This window comes from Marinifilum fragile JCM 15579, assembly GCF_001310955.1.
Lineage (GTDB): Bacteria > Bacteroidota > Bacteroidia > Bacteroidales > Marinifilaceae > Marinifilum > Marinifilum fragile.
The window spans coordinates 98,008-110,848 of record NZ_BAZX01000012.1 but is presented as its reverse complement, the minus strand read 5'-3'; the positions used below and the strand labels follow the sequence as shown (position 1 = coordinate 110,848).

Sequence of the window (12,841 nt, the reverse complement as noted above, 5' to 3'; positions counted from 1 at the left end):
GCCCTCAAGCTATTTTCTCTATTTTAATTCCAATACCATTGATGTGTTGCCGTTCAATCTTAATTTTCCATTTGAAAATTGAATGGTTTGTTCACTCAAAATATCATATCCTTTTGTAAAGTCTTTTATATTCTCTGAAAAACGATCCAAACTCAATTCCTGTTTTTCACTACCATTATTTAGCACTATCATAACAGTTTTCTCATTATTAAATCGAAAATAGACATACACATCATTTTCAGGAATATAATGTTTGAGTTTGCCAGTGTGAACTACAGGATTAACTTTTCTCCATTGAAGCAGTTTTTGTAAAAAATTGAATGCATCATTTTCCTTATTGGTTCTTCCATCGGTTGTAAAAGCATTTCTTCCATCTTCTTCCCAACCACCAGGGAAATCGATTCTCATTTTCCCATCTCCATCACTCTTCTTTCCTTCCATCAAAATTTCGATCCCAGCATAAATTTGAGGAATTCCCCTAGTAGTCATCAAAAAAGTGTTCATCAGTTTAAACTTATCAAGATCACCATCTAATGTAGACATAATTCTGTCGGTATCATGATTTTCTGTAAAAATCAGAATATTGTTCAAATCCTTGTATAGATAATCCGCCGCAAGGCTATTGTACAATCGAACCACTCCATTTTCCCATTGCTGAGGTTCCAGAAAAGCCTTTTCCATTACGAAAAACAATTGAAAATCCATAACACATGGCAAATAGGAATTGTAACCATCGGCATTTAATGCACCTTTTTGCCAATAGCTATGTTCGCCGCATTCTTGTACCAAGTCTCACCGACAATATTCAAATGAGGATACTCTTTCAATAGAGCCTTTCCCCATTTGGACATTTCCTGTGGATCGTTGTAGGGATGCGTGTCCATTCTAATTCCATCCAAATCGGCATATTCCACCCACCAAATACTATTCTGAATCAAGTAGGTCATCAACAGTTCATTCTGTTGATTTAAATCCGGCATGCTTTTATCGAACCAGCCATCCGAAAATTTGATTTTATCCACTTGAGAAGCATGTGGATCCAATAAGGTTGATTTACGGTGATTGGAGTTTGTGTATTCATCATGAAGATGAACCAATCTTTCTGGGGAAGATCTTTCATCCACCAGTGCGCACTTGCACAGTGATTAAAAACCATGTCTTTGATCAGCTTAATCCCCCTTTTCTTGCACTCTTTCGACAATTTAAGATAAGCCTCATTACCTCCGTATCTCGCATCAACATTGTAGTAATCGGAAATTGCATAGCTATGGTATGAGCCTCTTTTTTCATTATCTTCCAATAAAGGAGTACTCCACAATGTAGTAATTCCCAAATCTTGTAAATAGTCAAGTTTATTAATGATCCCTTGAATATCACCACCATGGCGGCCATCAAAATTGGCTCGATCTGCCTTTTCGGTCAATCCATCAACTGAATCGTTTTCGGGATTTCCATTGGCAAAACGATCTGGCATCAATAAATAAATTACATCCGAAGAATTAAAACCTTTGCGGTTTGAAGAATTCTTTCTTCTCTCCTTCAGTTCATATTGATATTTTAGTTCCTTTCCTTTGGAATTGGTTAATGTAATATCAAATTTTCCTGCTTTCGCAGATTTGTCAATTTGCAAATTAACAAAAAGGTAATTCACATTCTCAACATTTTGCACCGATTGTATAGTAACACCGGGATAATCCAATGCTGCCTTGTAATCTCCAATTTCTTGACCATAAATTAACAATTGAAGATTGGGATTCTCCATGCCAATCCACCAGAATTCTGGTTCAAGCCTTTCGATTTTTGTTTTCGCTGCTAAAGAAGTCAGACTCAAAAAAGAAAAAAATAAAATTGGGAAAAGTATTCTTTTTACAATGCTCATCATGAGAATTACTAATATTAAAATTCAGGACAGTAGATCAACTTCTATCCTGAATTGCCATAACTATTAATTAAGCGTTCTCTACTACTAGACTGCTTTCTTTTTCAACTTTGTATTCATCATCTTTAATGAAGATATTGATAGCTTCTCCTTCTTCATTAATAACTCCTACTCCCTCTTCCGAAACTCTTACATTTAACAAGTTACCTCTAAAACGCACTTTAAATGAGTAAGATTTCCAAACTTTAGGAAGCATTGGGTTAAATACCAAACTTCCATTTACAACTCTCATACCACCGAAACCTTCTACAACAGACATCCATGTTCCTGCCATACTTGTAATGTGAAGTCCTTCGTGTACCTCTTTGTTGTAATCATCCAAATCAAGTCGAGAAGTTCTTAAGTACAAATTGTAAGCTCTTTCTTCATCACCAATTTTTGCTGCCAAAATAGAGTGAATACATGGCGACAATGATGATTCATGAACTGTTCTTGGCTCATAGAAATCGTAGTTTTTACGAATTGTTTCCAAATCATATTGATCTTCGAACAAGTAGATTCCTTGCAATACATCTGCTTGTTTAATGAAACAAGAACGTAAAATTCTATCCCAAGACCAGTGTTGGTTAATCGGACGAATTGCTGGATCTAGATCTGCAGCTAAAATCTGCTCTTTGTCCATATACCCATCTTGCTGTAAGAAAACACCAGTTTCTTCATCAACAGGATAGTACATATTTTCAATAATATCATTCCACTTTGCAGTTTCAGTCTCAAAATCAAAGTTTAAATTCTTCATGATTTCTTCGAAACGAGCAGAATTGGTTTCTTTCACATGAGCCATTGCCTCTTGTGTATATTTCATACACCAGTTTGCAATAGTACTTGTATACCAGTTGTTGTTGATATTATTTTCGTATTCGTTAGGACCTGTAACTCCTAACATTACGTATTTCTTTTTCGCTTGAGAATAGGATACACGCTGACTCCAGAATCTTGAAATTCCGATCAACACATCTAATCCATATTCTTCTAAATATTTTTTATCGCCCGTGTGGCGGATATAGTTATAAATGGCAAAAGCGATTGCTCCATTACGGTGGATTTCTTCGAAAGTAATCTCCCACTCATTGTGACACTCTTCACCATTCATTGTTACCATTGGGTACAGTGCAGCACCGTTTGTGAAACCAAGTTTCTCTGCATTTTCAATGGCTTTTTGTAATTGCTTATGACGATAGATCAATAGATTTCGAGTTACTTCAGGTTTAGAAGTACTCAAATAGAAAGGAACACAGTAAGCTTCAGTATCCCAGTAGGTAGATCCACCATATTTTTCACCGGTAAAACCTTTAGGACCAATATTTAGTCTTTCATCTTCACCAGTATAAGTTTGATTCATTTGGAAAATATTGAATCGAATAGCTTGCTGAGCAGCAATATCACCTTCAATAACAATATCACTATGATCCCATTTATCAGCCCATGCATTAACATGTTCTTCCAATAAAGCACCATAGCCTTTAGCTTGAGCAGCCTCTACTACAGAAAGTGCATCTGATGCAATATCAGTTTTGCTGTGATTTAATGAGCTTAATACAGCCGCATATTTATAGATTGAAATCTCTTGATCTTGCTCAGCATCAACTTCTACTGTATTGGCAACATATTTGGCATTCTCAGTTAAAGCAGGATTTAAATCCACTTTCTGACCATCCTTTAATACCTCATATTTCATGCTCATACAAACATGAAAGTCAAGTTTTTTAGTTGCTGCAGTAATGTATGCTTCACCTCTCATTGACTTAGTCTGTAGAACATTCCAGAATTGTTCGTCGTAGTTTGAATCTTCGTTTGTAACATCTGCATCCACATATGAAGTGAAACTAATCTTCCCATCAAAATTTAATGGCGTTACAGAGTAACGAATGGCACCAACTTCAGAAGTTACGATACTTAGAAATCTTTTGGCTTCAACTTTCACCTTGTTTCCGTTAGAAAGTGTAGCTACAAAACTACGCTCTAAAACTCCTTCTTTCATGTTCAAAGTGCGCACAAAATCACTCACTTCACATTTGGCAAGGTCAAGCATTTCACCATTAATTTTCACATCGATACCAATCCAATTTGGCGCATTTAATACCTTTGCAAAATATTCAGGGTAACCGTTTTTCCACCATCCTACTCTGGTTTTATCCGGATAGTAGACTCCAGCTACATAAGTTCCTTGTAAAGTTTCGCCTGAATAATGTTCTTCGAACATGGCTCTTTGTCCCATGTTACCATTACCCAAACTAAATATACTTTCTGATGCACGGTGGTTTTCAGGATTAAAGCCTTCCTCAATTATACACCACTCATCATGCTTTAAATACTCATTCATGTTTGATTTTCTTTTAATTAGCTATTAGCAGTTAACTTTTTAAACAATTACTGCTAAACGTTAATTGTTTACCGTTAAAAGTTTAATTGAGTCATTGAAAAACCCACAAATCCAGGAACAACAATATTTGCTTTTCCCAATACATCAGGCGATCCGATACCTACGCAATTCATATTACCATTTATAGCAGCCTCAACTCCAGCTTCTGCATCTTCAAAAACAACACATTCAGATGGAGAAACACCCAACAACTCAGCACCCTTTAAGAATACTTCAGGATCTGGTTTCGCATTGCTAACATGTGTTCCATCAACAACTGCATCGAAATAATCAGTAAGTTCTAACTGATTTAAAATGGTCATAGCGTTTTTACTAGCTGAACCTAAAGCAATTTTGATTTCCTTAGCTTTAAGTTCATTAAAGAAATCCTTTACACCAGGAAGTATTTCATCTGGAGTCATTTTTAATATGTACTCCACATAGTTTTTATTCTTCTTATCAGCCAGTTCCAGTTTTGTTTGTTCATCCAATTCAACTCCCCCTATTTCCAAAAGGATATCTAATGATCTCATGCGGCTCACGCCTTTCAATCTTTCATTATCCTCCTCGGTAAAGTCGAATCCCAATTCATTTGCTAAACTCTTCCATGCGATGTAATGATACTTTGCGGTATCAACAACCACACCATCTAAATCGAAGATGCATGCACTAATCTTTCCCATCAGTTTTTATAAATTGTTTTTGTTATTTATCTGATTCTTTCACAAAGAATACAGATATCGCTCCTAAAATCATGATAATACCAGCTAGAACTAGAATGTAAATTCCATTGCCGCCAAAAAAAGTACGAAGTATTGGTCCTCCAAATACACCACTTAAAATTTGAGGTACAACTACAGTAAGGTTGAACAGCCCCATATAAACTCCCATTCGCTTAGCAGGAAGTGCTCCCGATAGAATGGTATAAGGCATAGCCAAAATACCTGCCCATGCAATACCTACACCTACCATAGAAATCAATAGTAAGTAATGGTTGTTAAACATCATAGTAGATATAAAGCCGATACCTCCCATAACTAAAGATCCTGCATAAACTGTTTTTCTGCTGGTCAAGCTAATTAGCTTAGGCATTAGAATAGAAAATAATGCTGCTACCAAACTGTAAACTGCAAAACAGATACCTACCCAGTTACCAGCTTCATTAAAAGCATCTAAAATTTGCTTATTGGTTTCTGTTTTTGCATTAAAATCGATAGGTACGCCGAAATAATGTTGAGAAATTGCAGTTGTAGAGTAAACCCATAAAAGAAATAGTGGAAACCATGAAAACAATTGCACAATAGATAATTGCTTCATGGTTTTTGGCATATTAACCAATAATTTCCAAAAACTCTCTTTTGTTTCCTTATCTTCTTCTGTAATGTTATTATAAGCCTCAAATTCTTCAGGTGGATATTCCTTTGTTTTAAATACTGTAACTAATACACTAATTAAAAGAAGGGAACCTCCAATATAAAATGACCAAATTACCGAAGGAGCAACACTACCTCCTGCTGATTCATTCGAAATTCCAGCAGCTGTCATAATAAAAGGCAATGCAGAACCAATTACAGCACCTACGTTAATTAAAAAGCTTTGCACTGAATAACCCACATTTCGTTGCTCTTCTGGAGTCATATCTGCTACCAATGCTCTAAATGGCTGGAAAGTAACATTGAAAGATCCATCCATTAATGCAAGCATTACAACACCAAAAACCAAAGCTCCACCCGCTTTTACAAACATTGGAGCGTTAGGCATTAAGAACATTGCCAGCATAGAAACGATTGCACCGAACAAAATATAAGGAGATCTTCTTCCCAAGCGGTTCCACGTTTTATCACTTGCAGCACCAACAACCGGCTGAACTATCAATCCCATAATTGGGGCCACCAACCAGAAAAATGACAATTCATGTGGATCTGCTCCTAAACTTGTTAATATTCTACTGGCATTTGCATTTTGTAATGCAAAACCAAACTGAACACCTAAAAATCCAAAGCTCAGGTTCCAGATTTGCCAAAAGCTTAAACGAGGTTGTTTCTTCATTTGATCGATATTAATTCTTCTTACTTTTTAGAAGTTTGATTTCAATTTAAACTGCCTTTAAAGTAACAGTTTATATCACAACACTAGGATAAAAGAAACAAAAGGAATTAATCATGATCCACGATATTGAAAACACAATACAGCTTAAGACCAACTAACTTTTACATCACAAATAGAAAAAATGGATTTTGATCCTATTCATTTCCTTCGATTATCCAGAAATGAGATCATATTATAAGGAAGTATATTTTATAAAGTCGGAAAAGAGGTTTCCCTCTGGGACAAAAGTAAGGAAAAGTAAGCAATCTGTCAAAAAGTTTTGCGCCTCAACCTGCCTGTAAGCCAGTAAAAACAGGCCTGAAAACCCATTTCAAACGATTGCAACAAATTTTATATTTTTTTACATTTTTTTTATTTATAAGTCGATATTCTAACTTTTAGAAACAAAAAAAGAGTTGAACTTTCTCAACTCCTTGTAATATTATAACATCGATTATCAATTTCTAGTAGATCCCCTAACAATCAAATTGGTCTTTACAACCTTGGTTACAGGCTCATAATCCATATTTCCTTCCTTAATTCTTCCAACAAGCAACTCGCTGGCTCTTAAGCCAACCTCATACCCGTGTTGTTCTAAAGTAGTTAAAGCCGGATCAGAAGTTCGTGAAACAACCCCATCTGTGAATCCTATAATAGAGATATCTTCAGGAACTTTAAACCCCGCTTTTTTAACAACCGATAATGCACCTGCTGCTGTAAGTTCATTAACAGCAAATATAGCATCAGGTGGTTGTGGAAGGCTCAACAAATCCGGAGTTTTATCTAATGCCTCCTCAAAGCTGTCGCATTTAATAATTAATTCTTCATCAATTGGAAGCTTATGTTTCAACAGGGCTTGTCTATATCCTTTCTGGCGATTTTGCCCCAAAAGCATGTGTTGTGGCGCAGATAAATGAGCGATTCTTTTACAACCCGAATTTATTAGATGTTCAACAGCTGTAAAAGCACCCGCAAAGTCATCAACAATTACATTATCAGAAGAAAGCTCATTGCAAACTCTATCAAAAAAAACAACAGGTATGCCATTATCTCTTAATTCCTTAAAATGACTAAAATCTCTTGTTTCCTTAGACATCGACACCAACACTCCATCCACTCTACTCGATAACAAGGCTTGTACATTGGCCAGTTCTCGCTCGTAAGATTCATTCGATTGAAACATCATAACATTATACCCTGCTTCATATGCAATTTTTTCAATCCCACTAATTACAGATGAGAAGAAATGATGAACAATCTCCGGAATAATGACTCCAATAACATTCGATTTACTATGTCTTAAACTAAGAGCAACTGCATTGGGTTTATAATGCCATTTCTTCGCCAATTCATTTACAGCTTCCTTGGTTTTTGCACTGATATCCGGATGATCTTTTAAGGCTCGTGATACAGTAGAGGCTGAAATGCCTAATTCCTTTGCAATATCTTTAATTGTTACTTGTCCGCTTCTCATTGATATTTAATAGAGATTTAATAAATCAAATTGATTGCACAACCCTAATATTATCAAAGCATTAGAATCACTCCAATCAAAATTGCTGTAGCATCCGTAAATATAGGAAATTTTAAACAAACCAATTGACTTATTACTTATAATTCAACTCCCAAATTCAAATATAGACATAATTACATATCAAACGTTTGCGGTAACGATTGCGATGATTTATTTACACTTAAATATCAATGGTTTAAAAACTTGATTTTGCCATTTCGTATCTTTGGTAATAGAAAAAATTAAGACTAACTTAAGATTTAGATAATTTTGAATGCTAAAAGAGGAAGCTAAAGAGTCGGAAACTTGAGTTCATATTTCTTTTAGTATTTAAAACATGTCTAATCTATTAACTAAATTCTAATTTATCTTAAATTTCTATTTATGGAACTTAACATTAGTATGCTAAGAAAACTGCTTCTCATGCTTGTTACGGTTTTTTCATTTACCGTTTTACAGGCACAAGAAAAGGCAGTTAGTGGTACTGTTACCGATGCAAACGATGGCATGGGTATACCTGGTGTTTCCGTTGTAGTAAAAGGTACCACCATTGGTACAACTACGGACATCGACGGAAATTATACGCTGAAAGTTGATGCTAATTCTACACTTGTATTTTCATTTGTAGGATACAAAACACAAGAGATTTTGGTCGGTGATCAAACTCAAATAAATGTCATTTTAAGTGTTGAAACCGAAAACCTTTCCGAAGTTGTTGTTATTGGTTATGGTCAGGTTAGAAAAGATGATGCAACAGGGGCTGTTTTTTCAGTAAACTCTGATGATTTTAATCAAGGTTCAACAAGTTCTCCACAAGACTTAATCGTAGGTAAAGTTGCTGGTGTGCAAATTGTAAGTGATGGAGGTGCTCCTGGTTCTGCTTCTACAATTCGTATTCGTGGGGGTTCTTCTATGTCTGCTAGTAACGATCCGTTAATTGTAATTGATGGTATTCCTTTGGACAACAGAGCTATTGATGGTATGAGCAATGTTTTAAGTTCATTAAACCCAAATGATATTGAAACATTTACAGTTTTAAAAGATGCTTCTGCTACAGCAATTTACGGTTCCAGAGCATCCAATGGTGTAATCCTTATCACTACCAAAAAAGGAAAAGCCGGACAAGATATTCAAGTAACTTACGATGCGAAATTTTCTTTTGGTAAGATTAAAGAAACAATTGATGTTTTAAGTGCTGATGAATTTAGAGCTTTAGTAAATGAAAGAGCGAAGACAAATTCTTCTGTAAATCCTAATTTACTTGGTAACGCTTCAACAGATTGGCAAGACGAAATTTATCGTGATGCTTCTGGTCATGAGCACAATGTAGGTATTACAGGAGCTATTAAAAACATTCCTTACCGTGCATCTATTGGTTACACTGATCAAAAAGGTATTTTGCAGACTTCAGAAATGCAAAGAACTACAGGAACTTTAAATGTAAACCCAAGCTTCTTCGATGATCATTTAAAACTTAATATGGGTCTTAAGTATATGATGATTGAAAATCAGTTTGCAGACAAAGGTGCTATCGGAAGTGCATTACGTTATGATCCAACTCAATCTGTTTTCAATAAAACAGGTATTTATGGAGGATATACAACTTGGTTGATGAGCGATGGTTCTAGAAACGTAAACGGAACACGTAACCCTGTTGCTCAATTACAACAAAAAGCAGATAAGTCAGAAGTGTCGAGAGTTATTGCTGATTTTCAAGCTGATTATAAATTACACTTCTTCCCTGATTTAAAAGCTAGTGTTAAACTTGGATATGATTATTCTGATAGTGATGGAGATATCATTACTGATTTGGATGCATCATGGGTAAGAGCTTCATCTACTGGCGTAAAAAGAGATTATACTCAGGAAAAAAAGAACGAATTATTAGATTTCTTCCTTACATACGATAAAGATCTGCCATCTTTGGATAGTAAAATTAGCGTTATGGGAGGTTACGAGTGGCAACACTTCTGGTCTAAATCTTCAGCTTTCGAAGTGGACAGAAACAATGCAACCATTGAAGATTCAAGAAATGAAACCGAGAACTATTTAGTTTCTTTCTTCGGTCGTGCCAACTATACATTTAAAAACAAGTATATCTTAACTGCTACTCTTCGTAGAGATGGCTCTTCAAGATTTCACAAAGACAACCGTTGGGGTACATTCCCTTCTGCTGCATTTGCTTGGAGAATGAGTGAAGAAGAATTCATGAAAAGTATTGATGCCATTAGTAGTGTTAAAGTTCGTTTAGGATATGGTGTGACAGGTCAGCAAGAATTAAATAGTGGTGACTACCCATATTTAGGTACTTATCGATTAAGTGACACCAGAACAAGATATCAATTTGGTGGTAATTACTACACCTTAATCAGACCTGACGGTTATGACGAAGGCTTGCAATGGGAAAAGACTACAACTTACAACGCAGGTATCGATTTTGGATTCTTCAACAACAGACTTAATGGTACAATAGATGTATACAAGCGTAAAACCGAAGACCTATTAAATACAATTCCAGTTCCAGCTGGAACCAACTTCACCGATAGACTTCTTACGAATGTAGGTGATCTTGAAAATAATGGTTTCGAATTCTCGATTAATGCCATCGCAATAGATAAAGAAGATTTGTTCTGGGAAGTAGGATTTAACCTTTCTTACAATAAGAATGAAGTTACTCGTTTGACTAACTATGACGATCCTGATTACCGAGGAGTTGAAGTTGGAGGTATTAGTGGTGTTGGTGTTGGTAATACCATTCAAATTCACTCTGTAGGTCATGCTCTAAATACTTTCTATGTATACGAGCAAGTTTATGATGCAAACGGAAAGCCAATTGAAGGACTTTATGTAGACCGAAATAATGATGGTCAAATTACAACTGCAGATAGATATTATGCAGATGATCCTGCTCAGGATGTTAATATGGGATTCTCATCTTATTTGAAATATAAAGATTTTGATTTTGGATTTAACGGTAGAATTGGACTTGGTGGACAAATTTACAACAATGTTATCGTAGGTGGTAGATACCAAGAGATGACAGTAAATGAGTATTTAACCAATATGCCTTCTGAGATTAACAAATCTCAATTTGAGACTGCACAACAATATTCTGACTATTTCCTTGAAGATGCTTCTTTCTTAAGAATTGATAATATCACTCTTGGCTATAACTTCACTAAATTGTTAAAACCTCTATTAGGTTTTGATTTTAATGCAAGAGCATATGCTTCTGTACAAAATGCATTCGTGATAACAGATTATAGCGGTTTAGATCCTGAAGTTAACGGAGGAATCGATAATGATGTATATCCAAGACCAAGAACATTCTTGTTTGGATTAAATGTTAAGTTTTAATTAGCAAATAACATTGACAATGAATAAGAAATATTATAAAACAAATTACATCCTGATAGCATTTGCATTAATATTTGCATTGGTATCATGTACGGATGATTTGGACACGACACCTCTTGATGAGGATATTAAAACTGGTGATAATGTTTTAACTGATGCTGAATCATATAAGCAACTGTTAGCAAAATGCTATGCAGGGCTTATATTAGGAGGTCAAACAGCAGTTGATAGCGATCAGGATATCAGTAGTATCAATGGTGGTTTTTCATCCTATTTAAGATTACTATGGAATCACCAGGAGCTTCCAACTGATGAAGCTATCTGTGCTTGGAATGACGGTAACTTAAGAGACCTTCATGACCAGGATTGGAACAGTTCAAATGAGTTTGTGACAGCAATGTACTACCGTATTAACCTACAAATTGCATACTGTAACAACTTAATTAAACTTACTACAGACAAACCTGAATATTCTGATTTTAGAAATGAAGCAAGAGTATTAAGAGCTCTAAGTTACTATCACATGTTGGACATGTTTGGTCGTGGGCCATTCGTAACAGAAGAAGATGAAGTGGGTTCATTTTTCTTCCCGGAAATGGCAACGCAAAAACAACTTTTTGATTATGTAGAAACTGAACTTACTACTATTGAAAATGACCTAATGGATCCAGGAACCAATGAGTATGGTAGAGCGGATAAAGGTTTAGCGTGGGCAATTCTAGCAAAAATGTATTTGAATGCAGAAGTTTACATTAATACTCCTAAGTATACTGAAGCAATTACCTATAGTAATAAAATTATAGATAGCTATTCATTAGAAGCTGATTATGAGAATTTATTCTTAGCTGATAATCACCTAAGAACCAATGAAATCATTTTCCCTATTACATCAGATGGTAATAGCACTCAAACTTGGGGAGGTATGACTTTCATCATTCACTCTACCGTTGGAGGCGACATGCCTGCAAGTGAGTCTGGTATCGATGGTGGTTGGGGTGGTAACCGAACTACATCATCTTTCGTTAGCCTTTTCCCTGATGTTGATGGAACAGATAAAAGAGGTTTAATTTGGACAGAAGGTCAAAACCTTGAAATTGCTGATATTTTCAACTTTAGAGATGGGTATGCATTACGTAAATTTAAAAACGTTACATCAACTGGTGCTGTAGGTTCAAATTTATCATTCCCTGATACCGACTTCCCATTGTACCGACTGGCAGACTTCTATCTGGTATATGCTGAAGCTGTACTTCTTGGAGGTACGGGTGGTACTAAAACTGCTGCAGTAGATTATATCAACGAACTTAGAGTAAGAGCATATGGTAATACCTCAGCAAATATTACAGAAGCTGATCTTACATTAGATTTTATTCTTGATGAAAGAGCTCGTGAACTTTATTGGGAGTGTCACCGAAGAACTGACCTTATTCGATTTGGAAAACTAACAGGCGGAACATACAATTGGCCATGGAAAGGTGCTGTTGCAGAAGGAAAATCAACTGATGCAAAATATAATGTATTTCCAATTCCATCGTCAGATATCAACGCGAATCCAAATCTGTCAAATATCTCAGGTTATTAA

General features: G+C 35.6%; 9 protein-coding genes. 2 read left to right on the top strand and 7 right to left on the bottom strand.

Annotated features, from left to right (window positions below; genetic code table 11):
- Positions 1–18: 18 nt before the first annotated feature.
- The 7 genes from JCM15579_RS21930 to JCM15579_RS10755 all read right to left on the bottom strand — a co-directional run bounded on the left by JCM15579_RS21930 (position 19) and on the right by JCM15579_RS10755 (position 7,863).
- Positions 19–789: a cyclomaltodextrinase C-terminal domain-containing protein gene (locus JCM15579_RS21930; protein ID WP_218186138.1), complete on the bottom strand. Its 771-nt coding sequence runs from the start codon at positions 787–789 to the stop codon at positions 19–21.
- Positions 741–980, bottom strand: a complete 240-nt coding sequence (locus JCM15579_RS21925; RefSeq protein ID WP_218186137.1) for an alpha-amylase family glycosyl hydrolase — start codon at positions 978–980, stop codon at positions 741–743. The genes JCM15579_RS21930 and JCM15579_RS21925 overlap by 49 nt, the downstream gene beginning before the upstream one ends.
- Positions 968–1,831 carry an alpha-amylase family glycosyl hydrolase gene (locus JCM15579_RS21920; protein WP_218186136.1) on the bottom strand — a complete coding sequence of 288 codons (864 nt, stop codon included), beginning with the start codon at positions 1,829–1,831 and terminating at the stop codon, positions 968–970. The genes JCM15579_RS21925 and JCM15579_RS21920 overlap by 13 nt, the downstream gene beginning before the upstream one ends.
- Before the next feature lie 118 nt (positions 1,832–1,949).
- On the bottom strand, positions 1,950–4,262 hold the full coding sequence (locus JCM15579_RS10770; RefSeq protein ID WP_054719818.1) for a glycoside hydrolase family 65 protein: 2,313 nt from the start codon (positions 4,260–4,262) through the stop codon (positions 1,950–1,952).
- 74 nt (positions 4,263–4,336) lie between these two features.
- Positions 4,337–4,984 carry a beta-phosphoglucomutase gene (pgmB, locus tag JCM15579_RS10765; RefSeq protein ID WP_054719815.1) on the bottom strand — a complete coding sequence of 216 codons (648 nt, stop codon included), beginning with the start codon at positions 4,982–4,984 and terminating at the stop codon, positions 4,337–4,339.
- A gap of 22 nt (positions 4,985–5,006) precedes the next feature.
- On the bottom strand, positions 5,007–6,350 hold the full coding sequence (locus JCM15579_RS10760) for an MFS transporter (protein ID WP_054719811.1): 1,344 nt from the start codon (positions 6,348–6,350) through the stop codon (positions 5,007–5,009).
- A gap of 496 nt (positions 6,351–6,846) precedes the next feature.
- On the bottom strand, positions 6,847–7,863 hold the full coding sequence (locus JCM15579_RS10755) for a LacI family DNA-binding transcriptional regulator (protein WP_054719808.1): 1,017 nt from the start codon (positions 7,861–7,863) through the stop codon (positions 6,847–6,849).
- Positions 7,864–8,286: 423 nt separating this feature from the next.
- Between JCM15579_RS10755 and JCM15579_RS10750 the strand changes: the two genes are divergently transcribed.
- On the top strand, positions 8,287–11,259 hold the full coding sequence (locus JCM15579_RS10750; protein ID WP_054719806.1) for a SusC/RagA family TonB-linked outer membrane protein: 2,973 nt from the start codon (positions 8,287–8,289) through the stop codon (positions 11,257–11,259).
- Positions 11,260–11,278: 19 nt separating this feature from the next.
- On the top strand, positions 11,279–12,841 hold the full coding sequence (locus JCM15579_RS10745; RefSeq protein ID WP_054719804.1) for a RagB/SusD family nutrient uptake outer membrane protein: 1,563 nt from the start codon (positions 11,279–11,281) through the stop codon (positions 12,839–12,841).

Bases quoted from the DNA above. Each gene is read 5' to 3' on its own strand.
- JCM15579_RS21925 (WP_218186137.1), bottom strand. From the start codon at position 980: ATGCCGGATTTAAATCAACAGAATGAACTGTTGATGACCTACTTGATT.
- JCM15579_RS10755 (WP_054719808.1), bottom strand. From the start codon at position 7,863: ATGAGAAGCGGACAAGTAACAATTAAAGATATTGCAAAGGAATTAGGC.
- JCM15579_RS10760 (WP_054719811.1), bottom strand. From the start codon at position 6,350: ATGAAGAAACAACCTCGTTTAAGCTTTTGGCAAATCTGGAACCTGAGC.
- JCM15579_RS10750 (WP_054719806.1), top strand. From the start codon at position 8,287: ATGGAACTTAACATTAGTATGCTAAGAAAACTGCTTCTCATGCTTGTT.
- JCM15579_RS10770 (WP_054719818.1), bottom strand. From the start codon at position 4,262: ATGAATGAGTATTTAAAGCATGATGAGTGGTGTATAATTGAGGAAGGC.
- pgmB (WP_054719815.1), bottom strand. From the start codon at position 4,984: ATGGGAAAGATTAGTGCATGCATCTTCGATTTAGATGGTGTGGTTGTT.
- JCM15579_RS10745 (WP_054719804.1), top strand. From the start codon at position 11,279: ATGAATAAGAAATATTATAAAACAAATTACATCCTGATAGCATTTGCA.